Source organism: Marinomonas foliarum (genome assembly GCF_016906065.1).
GTDB classification, from domain to species: domain Bacteria; phylum Pseudomonadota; class Gammaproteobacteria; order Pseudomonadales; family Marinomonadaceae; genus Marinomonas; species Marinomonas foliarum.
In genome coordinates, this window is record NZ_CP070273.1 from 2396297 (window position 1) to 2415375 (window position 19079).

Annotated in this window: 18 protein-coding genes; 13 read left to right on the top strand and 5 right to left on the bottom strand. The window is 45.1% G+C overall.

Annotated features, from left to right (window positions below; genetic code table 11):
• Positions 1-149: 149 nt before the first annotated feature.
• Genes JSY38_RS11045 through JSY38_RS11055 form a run of 3 tightly spaced genes read left to right on the top strand, consistent with a single transcriptional unit; the run spans position 150 to position 2942 of the window.
• Positions 150-1130 carry a TRAP transporter substrate-binding protein gene (locus JSY38_RS11045; protein WP_205113274.1) on the top strand — a complete coding sequence of 327 codons (981 nt, stop codon included), beginning with the start codon at positions 150-152 and terminating at the stop codon, positions 1128-1130.
• Positions 1131-1134: 4 nt separating this feature from the next.
• Entirely contained in the window at positions 1135-1641 is a 507-nt protein-coding gene (locus tag JSY38_RS11050) for a TRAP transporter small permease (RefSeq protein WP_205113275.1), read from the top strand.
• On the top strand, positions 1638-2942 hold the full coding sequence (locus JSY38_RS11055) for a TRAP transporter large permease (RefSeq protein WP_205113276.1): 1305 nt from the start codon (positions 1638-1640) through the stop codon (positions 2940-2942). Before JSY38_RS11050 ends, JSY38_RS11055 begins: the two co-directional genes overlap by 4 nt.
• A gap of 88 nt (positions 2943-3030) precedes the next feature.
• Here JSY38_RS11055 and JSY38_RS11060 read toward each other — a convergent pair whose 3' ends face one another.
• A complete protein-coding gene (locus JSY38_RS11060) occupies positions 3031-3699 on the bottom strand; it encodes a DsbA family oxidoreductase (protein ID WP_205113277.1) in 669 nt (222 codons plus the stop codon).
• Positions 3700-3967: 268 nt separating this feature from the next.
• On the opposite strand from JSY38_RS11060, the gene JSY38_RS11065 reads away from it, so the two are divergent.
• The gene (locus JSY38_RS11065) at positions 3968-5044 is read left to right on the top strand and encodes a lactonase family protein (protein ID WP_205113278.1); all 1077 of its coding nucleotides are present in this window, start codon (positions 3968-3970) and stop codon (positions 5042-5044) included.
• An 85-nt stretch (positions 5045-5129) separates the two neighbouring features.
• Here the strand turns inward: JSY38_RS11065 and JSY38_RS11070 are convergent, their stop codons facing one another.
• Both JSY38_RS11070 and JSY38_RS11075 read right to left on the bottom strand, forming a co-directional pair.
• On the bottom strand, positions 5130-5894 hold the full coding sequence (locus tag JSY38_RS11070) for an SDR family NAD(P)-dependent oxidoreductase (RefSeq protein ID WP_205113279.1): 765 nt from the start codon (positions 5892-5894) through the stop codon (positions 5130-5132).
• A 76-nt stretch (positions 5895-5970) separates the two neighbouring features.
• Positions 5971-7431: an NAD-dependent succinate-semialdehyde dehydrogenase gene (locus tag JSY38_RS11075; protein WP_205113280.1), complete on the bottom strand. Its 1461-nt coding sequence runs from the start codon at positions 7429-7431 to the stop codon at positions 5971-5973.
• A gap of 231 nt (positions 7432-7662) precedes the next feature.
• Between JSY38_RS11075 and araD the strand changes: the two genes are divergently transcribed.
• The 5 genes from araD to JSY38_RS11100 all read left to right on the top strand — a co-directional run bounded on the left by araD (position 7663) and on the right by JSY38_RS11100 (position 12814).
• Complete coding sequence (gene araD, locus JSY38_RS11080) at positions 7663-9384, top strand: L-arabinonate dehydratase (protein WP_205113281.1); 1722 nt, start codon at positions 7663-7665, stop codon at positions 9382-9384.
• Entirely contained in the window at positions 9385-10152 is a 768-nt protein-coding gene (locus JSY38_RS11085; RefSeq protein WP_205113282.1) for an HpcH/HpaI aldolase family protein, read from the top strand.
• Between the two features lie 64 nt (positions 10153-10216).
• Entirely contained in the window at positions 10217-10711 is a 495-nt protein-coding gene (locus JSY38_RS11090; RefSeq protein WP_205113283.1) for a TRAP transporter small permease, read from the top strand.
• A 3-nt stretch (positions 10712-10714) separates the two neighbouring features.
• A complete protein-coding gene (locus JSY38_RS11095; RefSeq protein ID WP_205113284.1) occupies positions 10715-12001 on the top strand; it encodes a TRAP transporter large permease in 1287 nt (428 codons plus the stop codon).
• A gap of 60 nt (positions 12002-12061) precedes the next feature.
• On the top strand, positions 12062-12814 hold the full coding sequence (locus JSY38_RS11100) for a TSUP family transporter (protein WP_205113285.1): 753 nt from the start codon (positions 12062-12064) through the stop codon (positions 12812-12814).
• Between the two features lie 81 nt (positions 12815-12895).
• Here the strand turns inward: JSY38_RS11100 and JSY38_RS11105 are convergent, their stop codons facing one another.
• Complete coding sequence (locus JSY38_RS11105; protein ID WP_205113286.1) at positions 12896-13633, bottom strand: GntR family transcriptional regulator; 738 nt, start codon at positions 13631-13633, stop codon at positions 12896-12898.
• A gap of 240 nt (positions 13634-13873) precedes the next feature.
• Here JSY38_RS11105 and JSY38_RS11110 point away from each other — a divergent pair, with 240 nt between their 5' ends.
• Positions 13874-14944 (top strand): TRAP transporter substrate-binding protein, encoded by a 1071-nt coding sequence (locus tag JSY38_RS11110; protein WP_205113287.1) that lies wholly within the window; start codon positions 13874-13876, stop codon positions 14942-14944.
• Positions 14945-15064: 120 nt separating this feature from the next.
• Here the strand turns inward: JSY38_RS11110 and JSY38_RS11115 are convergent, their stop codons facing one another.
• Positions 15065-15955: a LysR substrate-binding domain-containing protein gene (locus JSY38_RS11115; RefSeq protein WP_205113288.1), complete on the bottom strand. Its 891-nt coding sequence runs from the start codon at positions 15953-15955 to the stop codon at positions 15065-15067.
• Positions 15956-16058: 103 nt separating this feature from the next.
• On the opposite strand from JSY38_RS11115, the gene JSY38_RS11120 reads away from it, so the two are divergent.
• The 3 genes from JSY38_RS11120 (at position 16059) to JSY38_RS11130 (ending at position 19076) form a co-directional block, all read left to right on the top strand.
• A complete protein-coding gene (locus tag JSY38_RS11120) occupies positions 16059-17270 on the top strand; it encodes a Gfo/Idh/MocA family protein (RefSeq protein WP_205113289.1) in 1212 nt (403 codons plus the stop codon).
• A 248-nt stretch (positions 17271-17518) separates the two neighbouring features.
• Entirely contained in the window at positions 17519-18568 is a 1050-nt protein-coding gene (locus tag JSY38_RS11125; RefSeq protein WP_205113290.1) for a type 2 periplasmic-binding domain-containing protein, read from the top strand.
• Between the two features lie 70 nt (positions 18569-18638).
• Positions 18639-19076 (top strand): tripartite tricarboxylate transporter TctB family protein, encoded by a 438-nt coding sequence (locus JSY38_RS11130; protein WP_205113291.1) that lies wholly within the window; start codon positions 18639-18641, stop codon positions 19074-19076.
• The last annotated feature ends 3 nt before the right edge of the window (positions 19077-19079 follow it).

The following is a 19079-nucleotide window of genomic DNA, read 5'->3' on the forward strand; positions in this document are numbered from 1 at the left end:
AGAGGGTTAGAGGGCTAAAGTAATCGTTAAAGGTTAATCAGTTAAAGTAGGGTTTCTTTTAAAGTAGGGCGCTCCGTTTACTCGGTCGGTGCCATTACAAAAATAATAAAGCCTTTAAGAAGGCGCAAAGCAACATTGGGAGAATACTTATGTCATTGAATAAAATCATTCTTGCGGCGTCAGCGGCTATTGCGATATCTGGTCAAGTCTTTGCACAAGAGTTGAAATTTGCCAGTTTTACGCCACCGTTCCACACTATTAATGCGTCAGTGATTGAAAAACTCAATACGGATTTATCTGCCGCTACTAATGGTTCTCTCACCGTTCGCGGTTACCACGGTGGAGAGCTAGGTGCGGGCCCTGCTGAGCAATACGTGCGTGTTTTGCAAGGCGCTGCCGACATGTCTTGGGGCTTGCCGGGTTATACATCCTCGCAGTTTGGTAAAACCATGATTGCGGAATTACCAGGCGCGATCCCTGAAGATATGCCTGGTTATGAAGCGCTTTGGCGCGCTTATGATAAACATTTAAGTCGTGAGTTTCCTGGTACTAAGCCCGTAGCATTGTGGACATCTGAACCGAATATTTTCATTATGCGCAATAAGGTAATTCGTACACCAGCGGATCTTGCTGGTCTTAAGATTCGTGTTGCAGGTACGACTGCTGCGGAAGTGGCAAAAGCATTAGGCGCAACGCCTGTGCAAATGCCAGCAAGTCAAATTTATAACGCTATGCAAACTGGTTTGATTGATGGGGTTATAACGGGTGCGTCTACCTTGAAAGATTTCAAATTAGATGAAGTTGCTGATGCGATGACATTGGGGGCGCCATTAGGTCGATTAACTTTCTATTCTGTACTGAGTAGCCGAGTTTACGATGGATTAAGTGCAGACCAAAAAGCAGCGGTGGACGCAGCGAGTGGCCTTAGCCTATCAAAAAGTGCCGAAGATGCTTGGATGAAAACTGCCATCGCAGCACTTGAAGCCGCAAGAGCGGATAGCGCGAATACTGTGGTAGAACTGACAGATACTGAAAAAGAAGCCTTTGCAAAGGCTGTGTCTGGCGTTATCCAGTCCTATGTTAAAAGTGTCGATGGTGCAGAGACACTGTCTGCATTGAAAGGCAAATAACATTATGTTGAACGCAATACGCACATTGGCGGATAGGCTAATTGGCTTATCCGCCGCCTTGGGGGCTTTGGGGTTGATCGTGGAAGTGGTCATTCTTTTGGCGGATGTTATTGGACGAGCCTTTGGTTCGCCAATTTATGGTTCACAAGACATGATTACTATGACGATGGTCATCGTGGTTTTCGGGGCTATGGCTCTGTGTGACCGCCAAGGAGGCCACATTGCAGTGGATCTTTTCGAACGTAGTTATCCGGCATGGATGAATCGACTGATCGATATCTTTTCCGCCTTGCTTGGTGCCGTCATCTTTGTGGGTATTGCTTATGCCGTTAACGAAAGCGCTAAAATTTCAACCATGTTGAACTTGTCGACTAATTTGTTGCGCTTGCCAAAAGACATATTTCAACACTGTCTGTCTATCTTAGCTTTATTAACCGCTGGAGGAATGTCGTTGCGTGCTGTTGAATTAATTCTATCGGGGCGTGACATTCGCAAAGGGGATGCTGCATGAGCGCTTCAATGATTGGTTTTATTGGCATTTTTGTCATGTTTGTTTTGCTGGCATTACGCGTGCCTGTGGCGTTTACCATGTTTTCGGTGGGCTTTGTTGGTATTACGGTGCTTGATAGTAGTCGATCTGCGTTTAGTTTGTTGGCTTCTGAAACCTTTACTTTAGCTTCTTCTCCTGAATTGGTGGTTATTCCGCTGTTTATATTGATGGGGAACGTGGCGTCAGTCACGGGAATGAGCCAAAAACTCTATGATGCGGCGTATGCCATTATCGGGCAGCTACGTGGCGGACTGGCTTCTGCAACAGTAATTGGTTGTGGTGGTTTTGCTGCACTGTCTGGGTCGTCTGTTGCGTCAGCATTGACGATGGGCAAGGTGGCTTTAGGGCAGATGGATCGCTTTAAATATAACAAAAGGCTATCGACAGGTGTCGTTGCTGCTGGTGGTACGCTTGGTATATTAATTCCTCCTTCGACTGGCTTTGTTATCTATGCCATTTTGACTGAGCAAAGTATTGGTCGCTTGTTCTTGGCGGGGGTTTTGCCCGGCATCATGCTGTTGATGTTGTTCATTTTAGTGATCACCGTCATTTGTTGGTTCCGTCCTGAATATGGTCCAGCTGGGCCGGCAACCAGCTTGCGTAAAAAAGTGAAAGCTTTAATAGGTGCTGGGCCGATTGTCTCGGTGATATTACTGACGATAGGCGGAATTTACGGCGGGTTGTTCTCTCCAGTTGAAGCGGCTGCCGTAGGTGCTGGTGTGGTGATTTTGGTTGGGTTTGTAACTCGTACATTGTCACTAAAAACGCTTTGGCATGCGTCTCGGGATGCGGTTGTCACAACGGCTACTGTGATGCTTATCTTGATTGCGGCTCATTTGATTAACCCGTTTATGGCGTTAAGTCATATTCCCTCAGCGGTAGGCGAATTACTGTCAGGGCTAGGCTTGGGCGTTATTGGAACGCTGATACTGATTCTTGCTATCTATCTTGTGTTGGGTTGTTTTCTTGAAGGCTTCGCCATGTTGGTTCTGACCTTGCCAATATTCTTTCCGATTATTGTTTCACTAGGAATAGACCCAATCTGGTTTGGTGTACTGACGGTGTTGACTCTCGAAATGGGGTTGATTTCGCCTCCAGTGGGAATCAACGTCTTTATCGTTAAGTCTGTCGCGCCAAAAGTAGAGTTAGGTGATATTTTTCGCGGTGTCTTACCCTTCTGGCTGATGATGATCTTGGCGGTAGCCTTATTGATTATCTTCCCTCAGATTGTACTTTATCTTCCTAACACTATGTTTGGGTGACCTTAGCACAGTAGTAAAAATACGAGATATAAAGTAAAAAGCCCCATGTTATTTTCCAATTAATGGATAAATAACATGGGGCTTTTTATCAAGCGTTTGCTTGTTCTGCTTTGACTTTTTCTAGGACTTCTTCAATAGCGCTTTTGAATACTTCTGCTGGCTGCCCACCAGAAATTGCATAGGCGTTATTGATGATCACAGTCGGCACGGAGGTGATTCCATTCTGTTGCCAGATCTTTTCTTGCTGACGTACTTCTTCAGCAAAATGACCATTTTCCAAAATCCCTTTGGCTGCTGCTAGGTCTAGATTAACGCTGGCAGCAAGATTCGCTAACGTGCTGAAGTCACTGACATCTTGGTTGTGTGTAAAGTGCGCTTTAAATAGCGCTTTTTTAAGCTCAACCTGTTTGCCTTCTAAGTGGGCCCAATACAGCAAGCGGTGAGCATCAAATGAGTTACGCATGCGGCTTTCTGAATTGAAGTTGAAATCAAAATCGATTTCCTTACCTCTGGCTTGGATCATTTCTCTGTTTTTGTCTGATTGTTCTTTATTGATGCCGTATTTTTCTGTGATGTGTTCGCTTAGATCTTGACCTTCTGCAGGCATGTTCGGATTCAGTTCAAATGGCTGGAAGGTCAGTGTGGTATCGATTTTGTCGCTAAGTTGATCCAGTGCTTTATTGAGATTACCAAGACCGACAACGCACCAAGGGCACATTACATCGGAAACAAATTGAATATCTAATGGCTCTTTCATAGTGGTTCCCATCGCTTGTAGATAAAAGATTAAGGTTAAAAATTGTACATAGGAAAATAAATGGGGGCGTGTGTAAGAATTAAAAGAGAGAAAGCCTTCCCGTGGTGACCATTGCAGATAATTTACACAAACCTGAATAAATTAACCTTAGGGTCGCTCTGAATCTCCTGCAAAAGTTTATTGATGATCCTATTCTTGTGTGATGTTATACATTTAATATTTTTTAACTGACTTGATGACATTCACTAGGTTAACAGGATTAAGATTAATGACTCAGAACACTTATAATAATCAGTATGTGTATGTTTCAAATGCAAAAAGCGGCACTATTACTCGATATCTATTAGACGATAAGCAGGGGAAGTTGGTCCCTTTAGGCAGTACGAAAACGGGTGAGAATGTGATGCCGTTGTCTGTCAGTCCAGACAAGTCTCATTTATACGCTTCAATACGCTCTGAGCCATTTCGCGTTATTTCTTATCGTATTGACCCTATATCTGGTGATTTAAAACAAGTTTGTGAAGCGAATTTACCAACCAGTATGGCGAATATTGCGACAGATAAGACCGGGCGTTTTCTCTTTGCTGCGTCTTATGGCGGGCATGTAATCAGTGTTAGTCCTATCGATGATAATGGTGTGGTGGCTCGTGAGGCACAGCAAGTGCTAGATACTGGCCGCAATGCTCACGCTATTCATGCTAGCCCAGATAATCGTTTTGTATTTTCTTCTAGCTTAGGAGATGACGAAATCATGCAGTATCGGTTTGATGAACAAAGCGGACAACTAACATCAAACTCGCCTGCTTCCGTTAAAACTGAAAAATACGCAGGTCCAAGGCATCTTGTGTTTTCTGACGATGGTCAATTCGTCTATGTTCTTGGAGAGCTATCAGGAACGGTAACCACGTATGCTTTTGATAACAAGACAGGGTTGTTAACACTCAAAGGCGAAAGTGAAGGCGTTCCTGCAAAAGCCTTGTCTTTGGAAAACGGTGTGCCGCCTTCTATAAAAGCGAGCAATGATCATCCTAAAGTGTGGGCCGCTGATATGCATTTATCAGTGGATGGTCGTTTTTTGTATGTGTCTGAGAGAACCAAAAGTATCATTACGACTTTGTCGCTTGACCAGAAAACTGGCCTGCCAAGCTACCAAAAAATGACTCAGGTCGAGCAGCAGCCACGTGGATTTGCTCTCAGTAAAGATGGTCGCTTTATGGTGGTGTCGGGTGAAAAAGACGCCAATTTAGGTTTGTATCGAGTGGATGTAGAGACCGGCGAATTCACTAAGGTAGATGAGGCTCCAACTGGTGAAGGCGCTAATTGGGTCGAGATTGTGAATTTGTAATGGTTGTTGAGTGAATAAAAAAAGCATCCTGGCAGCTCTCTAGTTTATGCAGAGTGGAAGGATGCTTCTTTATTAGTGATGGCGGTTAAACAATCCCAGCGTCCACGACAAAGTTTTGGCCTGCGCAGGCGCGACTGTCTTGGGAGGCAAGAAACAGCGCCATAGCAACAATATCGTCTGGCTCAATACGGAATTTAAGCGACTGCACATCAATAAATTCTTGATCCAGTTCTGGTGTTAACCAAAGTGCTTTTTGACGTTCTGTGACCACCGCTCCCGGAACAATGGAATTGACTCGAATACCGCGAGGGCCAAGTTCTCTTGCCATGGTGCGTGTCATTGTGTGGATCGCACCTTTTGACGTAGTGTAACCGACCATGCCAGCACGGCCACGCATCCAGCTGATCGATCCCATGTTGATAATGCTCGCGCCTTCTTTCATCCATTTTGCTGCCGCTTGCATACCAAAGAAATGCGGGCGCATGTTGATGTTTAGGCAGTTATCCCAGTATTCTGGTGTGACGTCTTCGATTTTATGACGGTCATCTTTGCCCGCGTTATTGATCAATACGTCTAAGTGGCCAAGCTCTTGTGCTGCATCGTCAATGGCGGATTGCAAAGCAGCAATGTCGCGCACGTCGACTTTTCTAAACCAAGGCGTCACTTTGAATTCGTCGGCCAGTTTTTGGTTTAACGCCGTAGAGCTAGCGTCATCAATATCGATGTACGCCACACGTGCGCCTTGTTTCATAAAGTGATGAACAAGGAATTCGCCAATCCCTGAACCACCGCCCGTGATAAACACGACTTTGTCTTTTAAGGAAGGGTATTGGTTGGTTAATGTCGGCATGTATTATTCTCCGATCGACAAACAATGGGTGTGCTCATGGCGACATGAACACACCCTACAAGTTTTAATTTATCTGCTATTTATCTAAACCGGCAACACAAACATATTTAGTGTTTATGTAGTCTTCAATGCCGTATTTAGAGCCTTCACGGCCAAGACCGGATTCTTTATAGCCACCAAATGGCGCAACTTCTGTAGCGATGACGCCAGCATTCACTCCGACTAAGCCTGTTTCTAGTGCTTCTGCTACACGGAAAATACGACCAATATCGCGAGAGTAGAAATAAGACGCTAGGCCGTATTCGGTGTCATTTGCCATGGCGATGACATCGTCTTCTGTTTCAAACTTGAAGACGGGTGCCAAAGGACCAAAGGTTTCTTCTTTGGCAAACAGCATGTCTTGTGTTGCGTTGGCGATAACGGTTGGGTGATAGAAGTTGTCACCTAATTCATGGCGTTTACCACCGGTGACGACTTTGCCGCCTTTACTGATCGCGTCTTGTACATGCTCGTCCACTTTATCGACGGCTGCGTGGTTAATCAGCGGGCCTTGTTCTACACCGCTTTCAGTACCGTGGCCGATTTTCATGGCGGCTACTTGTGTCGCGAATTTCTCAACGAAGGCATCGTACACGCCTGCTTGAACATAAATGCGGTTGGCACAAACACAAGTTTGGCCAGCGTTACGGTATTTGGACATCATGGCACCCGCAACTGCATCATCGATGTTGGCATCATCAAAGACTACGAAAGGCGCATTACCACCAAGTTCAAGAGAGACTTTTTTCATGGTGTCAGCACAGTCTTTCATCAGCAATTTGCCGATTGGTGTAGAGCCAGTAAATGTCAGCTTACGTACAACAGAAGAGTCGGTTAGGGTTTTGGCAATTTGGCTCGCTTTACCCACAACGATATTAATCACGCCTGCTGGAATGCCAGCTTCAATCGCTAGCACGCCCATGGCCAATGCACTTAATGGGGTTTCGGAGGCGGGCTTGATGATCATGGTACAACCTGCCGCAAGTGCTGGACCTGCTTTACGAGTGATCATGGCGGCAGGGAAGTTCCAAGGTGTAATAGCTGCACACACGCCAACAGGTTCTTTCATTACCAAGATACGACGGTCTGGTGCGTAAGTTGGAATCATGTCGCCATAAATGCGTTTGCCTTCTTCTGCAAACCATTCAATGAAAGAGGCGGCGTAGCCAATTTCGCCACGAGATTCTGCTAAAGGCTTGCCTTGCTCTGCAGTCATCAGTTGCGCTAGGTCTTCTTGGTTTTCCATTAGTAGGTCATGCCAGCGGCGGAGTAATGCAGCACGCTCTTTGGCGGTTTTCTTTTTCCAGGTTTTTTGCGCCGCTTCGGCGGCAGCGATGGCTTGCTGGGTTTCGGCAGGACCAACGCTCGCAATGGTTGTTACTAATTCACCGGTCGCTGGGTTGAATACGTCGAGCGTGTTGCCTTCTGAAGATTCGACCCACTCTCCATTGATTAAACATTTTGTTTGTAGGAGTGCTTTGTTCTTTAGTTCAAGCATTGCGGTACCTCTATTAGTTTGTTCGCTTTATTTTTAGGTTGTTACGGTTTGTGTTTATTTCAAGTCGATGCTTTTTTTGTCCACTATTTTTAATAGCTAAATAGGATAGTTCTTGACTTCTCTTATGTCTTATATAAGAGTTATATCATAAGTTTGAAGAAGCCGTAAACAATCATTGTTGGTTAAGCGCTCGAACGATAAAAATAAACACTGAAAGAACAGGACTACATCATGGCAAAACGTATCGAAGACCTTCGCAGTCAGCGTTGGTTTGCTCCTGACAATATGCGAGCTTTTGCGCATCGACAACGAACGCAACAGACTGGATACAAGCGCAGCGATTTCATGAATCGCCCCGTTATAGGCATCATTAATACCTGGAGCGACATCAGTACTTGTCATACTCATCTTAGAGAGCGTGCCCAGTTTGTCAAAGAAGGCATTATTCGTGCCGGCGGTTATCCATTAGAAATGCCTGCCATGTCACTTGGTGAAGTGATGGTAAAGCCAACCACCATGATGTACCGAAACTTCCTTGCGATGGAAACGGAAGAGTTGCTGCGTAGTCATCCGATTGATGGCGCGATTTTAATGGGCGGCTGTGACAAAACCACACCGGGCCTATTAATGGGCGCCATTAGTATGAACATTCCAGCTATTTATATTCCCGCTGGCGCGAGTCTAAACGGTAATTTCAAGGGCGAAAAAATTGGCACGGGCACTCATACTCGAAAATATTGGGATGAAAAACGTGCGGGTAATTTAAGTGATGAAGATTGGCTCGAACTAGAAGCTAAAATGACGCGTTCTGTAGGTACTTGTAACACCATGGGTACGGCTTCTTCACTGACCTCTATGGCGGAAGTGTTGGGCTTTTGTTTGCCGGGTTCGGCAACTATCCCAGCGGCCGATTCTGCCCATCAACGCCTGTGCTCTCTTGCAGGTGAACGTATCACCAAAATGGTATTTGAAGACCTAACACCAAAATCCCTTGCCACCAAAGAAGCCTTTGAAAACGCCATTGTCACTTATGTTGCGCTGGGTGGTTCCACTAATGGCATTATCCATTTAATCGCCATGGCGGGGCGTGCTGGTATTGATTTACCCATGTCTTTGTTTGATGAATGGGCACGCAAAGTCCCTGTTATTGCCAATCTTATGCCGGCGGGAGAATACTTAATGGAAGACCTATTTTATGCTGGTGGTCTGCCTGCTTTATTAACGCGCCTAAAAGAATTTCTCCATCTTGATCAAGGTAACGTCAACGGTCGTACCTTGGGTGAGAACTTGGATGGCGTCGAAATTTATAATGACGACGTGATTCGCTCTCTAGATAACCCAGTAAACGACCGCGGCACGATTGGTGTGATTACTGGAAACCTCTGCCCTGATGGTGCTGTATGTAAACCTTCCGCGGCCTCTCCGCATTTATTGAACCACCGAGGCAAAGCCTTGGTATTTGAAAACCACGCTCAAATGACGGCGCAGATCGACGACCCTGATCTTGATGTGGATGAAAATACCGTTTTAGTCCTAAAAAATGCTGGGCCAATTGGTGGTCCGGGTATGCCTGAATGGGGCGGTTTACCAATTCCGAAAAAGCTTTTGCAGAAAGGCGTGCGTGACATGGTGCGTATTTCGGATGCGCGCATGAGCGGCACGCACTATGGCACCTGTATTTTACACGTTGCACCTGAATCTTATATTGGCGGGCCGCTGGCCTTTGTTCAAACCGGTGACTGGATCGCCCTGGACGTGGAAAAACGCACGCTGAATCTAGAAATTAGTGATGAAGAAATGGCGGCTCGAAAAGCGGCTTGGGCACCACCACCACCAAAGTTTGCTCGTGGTTATGGCGCTATGTTTTCAACCCATGTCACCCAAGCAAACGAAGGGTGCGACTTTGACTTTTTACAAGGTGACGCTGTCATCGATGAACCGGAGATATTCTAAATGAGCAAGACGATTAACCCATTTAAACAGCGTTTACTGGATGGTCAAAAGTTGATTGGAGGCTGGACGCTGTCTGGTAGCCCAACGGTCGCAGAGGCTATGGCGTTTTTGAACTATGACTATTTGGTGGTGGATTTAGAACACAGCCCTGCCAGCATTCACGATACTACGCCGATTTTACGTGCGGTTGAGCAAACGCTAACCGCAGCGGTGGTTCGTATGCCAAGCCATGATCCGATTGCGATTAAGCAAGTATTGGATCAAGGCGGTATGACCTTGTATTTCCCATTCGTTGAATCGGTTGAAGAGGCAAAAGCCATTGTTCAAGCCTGCATGTACCCACCATTGGGCAAGCGCGGCTTTGCCAAAATGCATCGAGCGGCGCGTTATACCACTCGTGAAGATTATCCTGCAGCGGCCAACGAGCAGGTGTGTTTGATACCTCAGCTTGAAACGGTTGAGGCGTTAGAACTTGCGGTAGAAATCGGCAAGGTGGAAGGCGTCAGTGCAGTATTCATTGGTCCTGGAGATTTGTCGATGACAATGGGCTTGCCAGGTCAGGTAAATCACCCTGATGTGCGTGCCAAAATCGTGGCTTGTGTGAATGCCTGTAATCAAGCTGGGATTCCTGTAGGAACGGTTATGCCTACGCCTGACGATGCAAAATGGGCGTTAGAAGTTGGCTTTAGTTTTGTGTCGATTGCCAATGATCTGGCCAATATGTTGGGTCAGTGTAAAGCGCATTTGGCGCAAATGAAGAACTCGTAAAGGTGTCTCTATGCTTTTATTAACAAGAATAATAACTTTGCTAGGGCAGGTAAATTCTGCCTTCGTGTTCGTTTTCAAGTATCTGGCAATCACCGCTGTGGCAGTGATGACGGCTTCGATTCTCGTTCAGGTGTTTTGTCGTTATGTGCTTAACGACTCATTACCTTGGTCTGAAGAGCTAGCGCGCTACCTGATGGTTTGGATGACGTTTTTGACACTGCCTGTGGTCTCTCGCACTAAGCAACATGCGGCGCTCGATATTATTTTAGGGTCTTTACCAAGGCGCTTGAGCTTGCTGCTGGAGTTGGTGTTGTATGTATTGGTCGGGATTGTCTTGTATTACGCGTTTAATAAAAGCCTAGATTTCGCCCTAAAAGGGACGCGCATGTTAGCCACGGCGCTGCCTATTACTAAAGCTTGGTCATACATGGCGATGCCGATTGGTTTTGGCGTCATGATGCTGGTGTATATCGAACTTTTCTTAATTGGTATTGCGCGTCTTTTTAATGAATCTAACGACGACCATTTTGTGTTGTCAGATAGCGAAAGCGAGGGATAACCCATGGGTATTTCATTTTTCTGGATTTTGCTTTCTGTGATGTTTTTGGGGATGCCTGTTGCGTTTGCTTTGTTGTTTGCGCCGGGTTTGAGTCTATTTCTAGAAGGCAAAGAGATGTTCTATCTCTTGCTGACACAGCGTTTGTATAACGGTATTGATAGCTTTCCTTTGATGGCGATTCCGTTTTTTATGTTGGCAGGTGAGGTAATGAACCGCAGTGGCATTACCTTGTCGCTTGTACAGGTAAGCCAAGCCTTCATCGGGCATCTACGTGGCGGTTTAGCGCAAATTAATATTTTGTCTTCTATGTTGTTTGCAGGCCTTAGTGGTTCGGCGGTGGCGGATTGCTCGGCGTTAGGGAAAATGCTGATCCCAGCGATGGAAAAGAACGGTTACTCGCGTCGTTTTGCGGCGGCCGTAACAGCAGCTTCGTCTGTGATTGGGCCGATTATTCCGCCAAGTGGCATCATGATTTTGTATGCGTTTGTGATGAACGTATCAGTTGGTGGTCTGTTTGCCGCAGGCCTTGTTCCAGGCGTTTTGGTTGGCACTAGTTTGATGGCGATGACGTGGTTTTTAGCACGTCGTCGCGGTTATAAAGTGGCATCAGAAAAGGCGTCTTGGTCAGAGCGTGGTACGGCGGTTAAACAAGCTTTTTGGCCTTTGATGACGTCGGTTATTTTGCTTGGCGGTATTTTATCTGGAGTGTTTACACCGACAGAGGCGGCGGCGGTTGCGGCTGCCTACGCTTTGGTTGTTAGCTTGTTGTCGAGAACGATGAAGATGAGTAGCTTGCCAAGCTTGTTTTACGCGACGGCTAAATCGTCTGCGGTTATTTTGTTCCTTGTTGGTAGTGCTGTGGCGTTTTCTTCGGTGATCAGCCTATCTGGCGCGCCACAAAAAGTCGCTGCGATCATGGTTTCTTTGACTGAAAATCCATTGCTGCTACTGCTGATTATTAACTTGCTACTTTTATTTGTCGGCATGTTCTTAGATGCCGGCCCTGCGATTCTTATTCTGGGTCCTATTCTTGGGCCGATCGTGACGCAGTTTGGTATTGATCCTTTACATTTTGCCATCGTGATGTGTGTCAACTTGACCATAGGTTTGACCACGCCACCCATGGGCTTGGTGCTGTTTGTTGCGTCCAGTGTGAGTGGCGAGCGAGTTGAGACGATTAGCCGCGAAATGCTGCCTTACTTGGCGGTGCATATCATGGTTATTTTGCTCATTACCTATATTCCAGCATTAACAATGACCTTGCCTCGTTTGCTCGGTTTTGCCTCCTGATGGATGGTAAACCACGGTTTTTTGGCATAGTTAAGGACGAAACAAACGAGGGAGGCTTTTATGCTTATGGATAGTTCGAGCCTGCTTTTATTATTGTTCTTTGCGCTCGGCAGTTACATTCAGGCGACAACAGGTTTCGCTTTTGGATTGATTGTCGTGAGCAGTGTGTCTGCATTAGGTTTAGCGCCTATTGAGGTCACTGCGTTTGCGGTGAGTGTGTTAAGTCTTATCAATGCTGGGATTGGGCTTTATGGAGGGCATTGGAAACAGATAAATCTTCGAGCTTTCTGGGGATTTGTTCTGCCCTGTCTACCCGCAATATATCTTGGAGTATGGTTGCTTGGTTACCTTGGCGAGAACGCATTAGGCTGGCTTAAATTTAGTTTAGGTTTGTGTATTGTCGTCAGTAGTTTGGTGATGATGCTACAAGCTCATAGAGTGAGAAAGAAATCCTCTGCTGGTGCTTTTGCTGTCAGTGGGGTGATAGGTGGCGTCATGGGTGGCATGTTTGCAACGTTCGGTCCGCCGATCACTTTCATGATGTATCGCCAGCCAGATGACCAAGCCAGAATACGCGCGACCTTATTAGGTATATTTTGTTGCACGGCGGCATTGCGCGTGGGATCAGTTAGCCTTTCTCAAGGTGTTGATATCGACACCTGGCTGTTATGTGCGCTTGGCTTTCCTGTGGTTGTGATAGCGACCTTAGTAGCGAGAAAGTTTCCTATGCCTATTTCGGGGCGAGCGATGCGCTTCGTGGCGTTTAGTTTGTTGCTATTGTCGGGTGTTAGCTTGATGTGGCAGGGATTTTAGATAGGATAGTTTTTACAAATAGACAAGAGCGCGTGACCTTGTGGTGATGCGCTCTTTTTGTTTGTTAATTTTTCGAGTCAGTTAATTGAGTTCGACAAGATAATGTAGGTCTTCGCTGTTGGCGCGGCTGATTCGGTATTCCACGGTGCGTCCATCTAGCGCCCTAGCGGTACGGCTAACTTCTAGGAGAGGTTGTCCTGCTGCGATGTTTAAAACGCTTTGATCTTGTTCATCGGCCAATACCGCTTTTAATCTGTCGGTGGCTTTGTGGATCGTGATATTAAAGTGTTGTTGGTAGTAGTGATAAAGTGAATGTGGCAACTTTTCTTCTTTATCTAAATTCATAAAGTAGCGATGGGGCAGATAGATTAACTCACGAATGGAAGCCGTATTGTTAATCGAACGCACACGATGAATTTCAATGACTTTCTCTTCTGGTGGCAGTTCGAAAAGAGTGCGCAGTTTATCATCGGGTGTAATTAATTGTGTTTCGAGTAATTGGGCGTAAGGCAGCTCGGGAATATCGCCGTTGTCACTTTTGAAATGGAAAAAGTGAAACATCATTTTTTGCAGTGTGTGTTCTGATACAAAGGTGCCAACGCCTTGACGACGAAATAAGACATTGTCTTCTGTTAATGCGTTAAGTGCCTTTCGAACCGTTCCCTGACTGACGCCAAGCAGGTCTGCAAGTTGAAACTCACTCGGTAAAATCTCACCGGGCTTCCAAGAACCTTCGATAATTCTTTCCGTAATTAGCTCTTGAACCTGTTTATACAGAGGTTTGAAGGTAGGTGATGGCTGCGGTGTACTGACTGTCATGGTTGGCCCTGCTGTGTATCGAATCAATTTAGAATACCAGACGAAATAAAAAAATCTGTTATTTTCTTGCACTTTATGTCTTATATAAGATATAAAACAAGTTATAACAATATAATAGTTCATTTGCTATCAATAATCGCACGGCGCTTAGTTAATAAATGTTCTGTTGGCCTGTTTGACCACTTACGTGATTCAGAATAAAAATACGTGATCCTAGAATAAAAATACGGAGCCTTCGAAATGAAAAAAACCGATTTACTAAAAAAGACCACAGCTGCTTTTGTTCCAACATTGGTTGCTGCGAGTTTGTCTCTAGCTGCGATGCCTACGTTGGCGGCTGATTACGAATTCAATATCGTTCATCTTTCTAATACAAGTGATGAAGATTATGATGGTGCAGTAGTATTGAAAGACCACGTAGAAGCGCAATCCAACGGTCGTATAAAGGTTAATATTTATTCTGGTGGCCAGCTATGTGGTAATCCAACAGAATGTATTGAAGCGCTACAAGCGAACTTGATCCAAGTGTTCAATACTACAACGGGAGGTTTGTCGAACGTTTTTCCTGAAATTCAAGCAATTGATATCCCATACATCTTCCCAACAGATCGAGTGGCTGAGTGTGCGCTAAATAACGAAATGCTAGTTGGCCCGATTCGTAAAGAGCTATTGGATCGAACTGGCACTATGCGCTTAATGACGATTGGTAACACGGGCGGCTGGCGTAATTTTGCAACCACGAGCAAACAGATTAAAACCCCAGAAGATGTGAAAGGTTTGAAGATCCGTACGATCAACTCGCCAATCCAAATGCAACTTGTAAAAGCGATGGGTGGTAGCCCAACGGCTGTGCCTTGGCCAGAAGTATATACATCATTGGCAACTGGATTGGTGGAAGGCACTAAAAACGGCATTACCGATATTATGGGTATGAAATTTAACGAACATATTAAATACATGACGCTAGATGGCCATGGTTATATGGCGTCTATGTGGTGGATGAATAACGACTCACTGAAAGATATGCCAGAAGACCTTCAACACATCATGATGGATGGCTTCGATGCGTTACGTGAAGTGACAACCGTCATGCCAAAACGTCGTCAGATTGAAGCCTACAATGAGTTTAAGGCATCTGGCGGTACGGTTTATGCGCCGACAGCAGAAGAAAAAGCGCAGTTCCAAGAAGCGGCGAAACCAGTGCGTGATTGGTTCGTTAATGAATATGGCGCTAAGTGGGTCGAAACCACTGAAAGCGCGGTTAAATCCTGTGAAGCTTCTATTAATGACGCTTACATGGCACAGAATTAATCCACGAGAACTGTGTTAGTGAAATAGTAAATATTCTTCTGAACGGTATTTTCCGTTAAGCCAGTGCTTGCACTGGCTTTTTTTTGCCTGTTGTTTGGTGTTGATAATTGTCGAGTTTTATTATTTCGGCACTTGCGCTTGAAGGTGGGCGATTAATCTTTCCATCAAGGGCGTTAGGCTGTTTTTACGCCATACAAAGTGGATGTCGAGTTCTGGCAAAATACCATCAATCGGGCGGTAAGTTAAGCCTTCTCGCTGGTCGAATTGTGTGGATTCTGGAACAAGTGCGATGCCCACACCAGCGGCCACTAGAGTTCGAGTGGTTTGAGTCAACCGAGCGATTTGTACAATATCAGGCTCAACGCCAGCAGCATGCAGGTGATGCATTATTTGGTCGTACAAAGACGGATGGGCTTGTCTAACAAACGAGATAAACGGCAGTTGGTGTAAGTCACTTAAAGGCACACTTTCTTTTTGCGCAAGTGGATGATTCTCTGGCAAGGCGAGCAGGTGTTTTTGCGTTTCATAGCCTTGGTGTTCTAGGTCGGTGATGTCCATTAGGGGATTAAGGAAGATCATCGCCAAATCGATTTTTTCTGTTCTTAGGGCATCCAAGGCATGGGTTGTGGTCATTTCTTCTAGATTGAGCGTCACGCCATGATTGTCTTGTTTGAACTGAGCAATGCCTTTGGAAAAATGCGGCGTGCCAGCCGCCCAAACAAAACCCAGTGATAGGTTGCCTGATGTGCCGTTGGAAATACTTCGAACTTGCTCTTGTATTTTTTCCCAGTCCTGCAAAAGGGCCCTTGCTTGAGGTAGAAGAGCTTCTCCTGCAGGCGTCAGAGAGACTTTCTGGCTACTACGCTCAAAAAGTACGGCGCCAATTTCATCTTCAATGGCTTTAATTTGTTGCGACAGAGGTGGCTGGGCAATATGCAATCGAGCCGCTGCGCGTCCAAAATGCAGCTCTTCCGCTACGGTAATAAAATACTTTAGTTTTCTAAAACGCATGATATCTTTTTCATATTAAGCATGTGATTAACATATATTAGACATAATGATGCGCTTTTCCTATCTTAGCCTTACAAAATAATTCTAAGTTAGGTGAGACACCATGAGCAGAGAAAAAATCGACGGACAGCTTTTTAGCTACACAGGCCCAGCCTTTCATTACATCAATGAAGAGGAGCGTCACTTCTTCGCCAAAGAGCCAGCGCAGTTTCGAGTGAATCTGATTGGCTGCGGTATGATCGGCATGGAGCACATGCGCGTAGCGACTCGCGTTGGTCGTTCTGCTATTCATGGTGTGTTCGATCTAAACGAGCGCAGCGTGAAAGTGGCAAAAGAAGAGTTTGCGAAAATCACTGATGAAGACTTCAAAGTCTACAAAACGCTAGAAGCGGCGTGTAATGACCCAGAAGTTGACGGTATTTTAATTTGTACGCCTAATTTTACGCATCTTGATGTTCTAAAAGTGGCGATCAAATCGGGCAAGCATATCTTCATGGAAAAGCCGATGGCGACCAAGTTAGAAGATGCCTACGAAATCACCAAAATGGCGAAAGAATATGGCGCTGTGTTGCAGATCGGCTTGCAGTATCGCTATAAATCGATTTATTCCGAAGCCATTCATGAAGTGCTAGAACGCAAAGCGGTCGGTGAAGTGAAGATGATCAACATCATGGAGCACCGTATTCCCTTCCTTGATAAAGTGAATCAGTGGAACAAGTTCTCTAAATTCTCTGGCGGTACACTAGTAGAAAAATGCTGTCACTACTTTGATTTAATGAACCTGTTTGCTCAATCTCGTCCAGTACGCGTTTATGCTAACGGTTCCCAGTCTACCAATTTCCGTGACTTCGAGTTTAAAGGCGAAAAATCCGATATTCTGGATAGTGCTTTTGTCACTGTTGAATATGAAAATGGCGTGCGCGCTGGTTTTAACCTTTGCATGTTTGCGCCTATGTTCCATGAAGAGCTATTGGTGTGCGGCGATGAAGGCCGTGTGAAAGCCGCTGAGATTGAAGACTTCAGCGAAAACGCACGTTTGCGTACAGAGATGGAAGTCTTTTGTGGTCAGAATCGTCCATCTAAAACCTCACAGCCAAGCTACCCTAAATTGATTGAGGCCTCTGGTCACAACGGTGCTACTTGGTTTGAGCACATCGCTTTTGCTGACCAAATGGCTGGTAAGCAAACTAACAGCGCGACAGTCGAAGAAGGTTTCTGGTCTGTTGTAGTGGGTTGTGCAGCGGAAGAATCTGTAAAAACAGGTAAAATTGTAGAAGTCGCAGAACTGCTTAAATCCAAAGGTATTGATCTTTAATCATTTTTTTAAATAAGTCAGATCGCAAACCAGTCTTTGTTTTCAAGGACTGGTTTTTTTGTTTGCTGCTGTAATTTGGGCCATTTTTTCTAGTGTTATTATGGAAGTGTGGTGCTACTTTTTAAGAGCAATAAAAAAAATAATTCCATATTGAAATGTAGGTTGTATGATGTATGATGTTATTGCGTTCGATAAATGGAACTAATGACAACGTCCTACATACAAAAACAATTATAGGAAAAGTGGTTATGAAAAAAATACTCCAGAGCACAACAATTTTTATGGCAGCTGCTTGTGCATTAGCGCCTGCGGCAGCCTATGCTTCAGACAATCCAATTAGAGGAAACATCCGCGTTGTAATTGGTTCTAAATCAACGGGTGGCGATACTTATCAGGCTTCTTCCATTATCGCTGAAGCACTTGCGAAAAAGATTGATGCGAACATTAAAGTGGATGCCGTTGGCTTCTCTGCTGCCTATCAGGCATTAGGTCGAGTGCCAACAGGCAACACTTTAATGATATTCCACGACCAAGCCTATCTTGGAAATCTATATGGCCAAAAAGGCTATGAAGACCCTTTCAAAGAGTGGACGATAGGGCCTTCTTTCGCCACGAATCCAGGTAATGGCTACCTTGTACCTAAAAATTCTCCATACAAAAACATGGATGAGATTCTAAACGCTGCAGGGAACGGTAAAACAATACGCGTTGCGATTCAGCCAGGTGGTGTATCTGAGATTGGCTATACCGCAATGAAGAACGCGGTGCGTTTGGCGTACCCAGGTCAAGAAGACAACCTTGTTGCCTTGAATACAGGTTCTCAATCAGACAAAAACCAAGCTTTATTTGATGGTCTAGCAGATGTTATCAATGGCAGTGTACAGGCTAATGAGCAATATACTCGCCTTCCTGCTGATGACCAAAAGGCCATGGATTTTGTTTGGTTGACTGCAAAAGCGTCAACAATTGCTAAAGCAAACCCTAACGGTATGGGAGAAACCTCTCGTGATCAGTTGATGCAATACGCATCCGGTCTTGGGGTGAATATTCCAATGGACGCAGAGAATAACTTTACCTTTGATAAAGAGTTCTACTTTTTATACAACAAGCGTATGTCTCCGGAAGTGATTAAGTTTTTAGACAATGCGTTGGCAGAAGTATTTGCTGATGGCAAGGTTCAAGAAACATTTAAGAAATCCTTCTTTATCCCTAACTTCCGTACTTCTGCAGAAGCGCAAAAGCACTTCCAAGAGAAGCGTGACAGTTATGCGAAAATCATTAATAACCTACATAAATAATTAAAGTAAGTCGGCACCGTGGAATGCAGTTTGGCTGCGGTGCCGTAATCTTTCGCTAGAGAGGGTTATAATGTCTGACTGGTTTTCATCCTTAAATACCGTAGTGATCGACTTCGATACATCCCATCTGTTTTTCCCAAGGATTGTTATTTCCTTGTTGCTGATTTTAGGATTGGTGATAGTCGTCTCTTATTTTCGTCCTGTCATGCAGGCTATTCGTGCCGGTCGATATCAGTTCTTTGCTAAAAATGCAGACTTTTTTCGTCTCTTAATGACGTTCGCTTTGATTCCTGCTTATTTTTGGGGGATGGATGCGATAGGGACAATGCTACCTAATATGGGGTTAGGTTTTTTACTGGCATCGATTCCTTTTGTCTTCCTGATGTCGATGTTGTACTGCCACGATATGACCCGTCGTAACCTGATAATCATTGTTTCCAACGCAGTAATAACACCGACCTTTGTTTGGGGTGTGCTTTACCACCTATTCGCTGTGTCGATGCCTTAGAGG

What these genes read in the sequence shown, in the direction of transcription:
- JSY38_RS11045 (WP_205113274.1), top strand. Translation starts at nt 150, where the DNA reads ATGTCATTGAATAAAATCATTCTTGCGGCGTCAGCGGCTATTGCGATA.
- JSY38_RS11060 (WP_205113277.1), bottom strand. Translation starts at nt 3,699, where the DNA reads ATGAAAGAGCCATTAGATATTCAATTTGTTTCCGATGTAATGTGCCCT.
- JSY38_RS11085 (WP_205113282.1), top strand. Translation starts at nt 9,385, where the DNA reads ATGAGCAAGACGATTAACCCATTTAAACAGCGTTTACTGGATGGTCAA.
- JSY38_RS11120 (WP_205113289.1), top strand. Translation starts at nt 16,059, where the DNA reads ATGAGCAGAGAAAAAATCGACGGACAGCTTTTTAGCTACACAGGCCCA.
- JSY38_RS11105 (WP_205113286.1), bottom strand. Translation starts at nt 13,633, where the DNA reads ATGACAGTCAGTACACCGCAGCCATCACCTACCTTCAAACCTCTGTAT.
- JSY38_RS11055 (WP_205113276.1), top strand. Translation starts at nt 1,638, where the DNA reads ATGAGCGCTTCAATGATTGGTTTTATTGGCATTTTTGTCATGTTTGTT.
- araD (WP_205113281.1), top strand. Translation starts at nt 7,663, where the DNA reads ATGGCAAAACGTATCGAAGACCTTCGCAGTCAGCGTTGGTTTGCTCCT.
- JSY38_RS11065 (WP_205113278.1), top strand. Translation starts at nt 3,968, where the DNA reads ATGACTCAGAACACTTATAATAATCAGTATGTGTATGTTTCAAATGCA.
- JSY38_RS11115 (WP_205113288.1), bottom strand. Translation starts at nt 15,955, where the DNA reads ATGCGTTTTAGAAAACTAAAGTATTTTATTACCGTAGCGGAAGAGCTG.
- JSY38_RS11070 (WP_205113279.1), bottom strand. Translation starts at nt 5,894, where the DNA reads ATGCCGACATTAACCAACCAATACCCTTCCTTAAAAGACAAAGTCGTG.
- JSY38_RS11075 (WP_205113280.1), bottom strand. Translation starts at nt 7,431, where the DNA reads ATGCTTGAACTAAAGAACAAAGCACTCCTACAAACAAAATGTTTAATC.
- JSY38_RS11130 (WP_205113291.1), top strand. Translation starts at nt 18,639, where the DNA reads ATGTCTGACTGGTTTTCATCCTTAAATACCGTAGTGATCGACTTCGAT.
- JSY38_RS11100 (WP_205113285.1), top strand. Translation starts at nt 12,062, where the DNA reads ATGCTTATGGATAGTTCGAGCCTGCTTTTATTATTGTTCTTTGCGCTC.
- JSY38_RS11095 (WP_205113284.1), top strand. Translation starts at nt 10,715, where the DNA reads ATGGGTATTTCATTTTTCTGGATTTTGCTTTCTGTGATGTTTTTGGGG.
- JSY38_RS11125 (WP_205113290.1), top strand. Translation starts at nt 17,519, where the DNA reads ATGAAAAAAATACTCCAGAGCACAACAATTTTTATGGCAGCTGCTTGT.
- JSY38_RS11110 (WP_205113287.1), top strand. Translation starts at nt 13,874, where the DNA reads ATGAAAAAAACCGATTTACTAAAAAAGACCACAGCTGCTTTTGTTCCA.
- JSY38_RS11050 (WP_205113275.1), top strand. Translation starts at nt 1,135, where the DNA reads ATGTTGAACGCAATACGCACATTGGCGGATAGGCTAATTGGCTTATCC.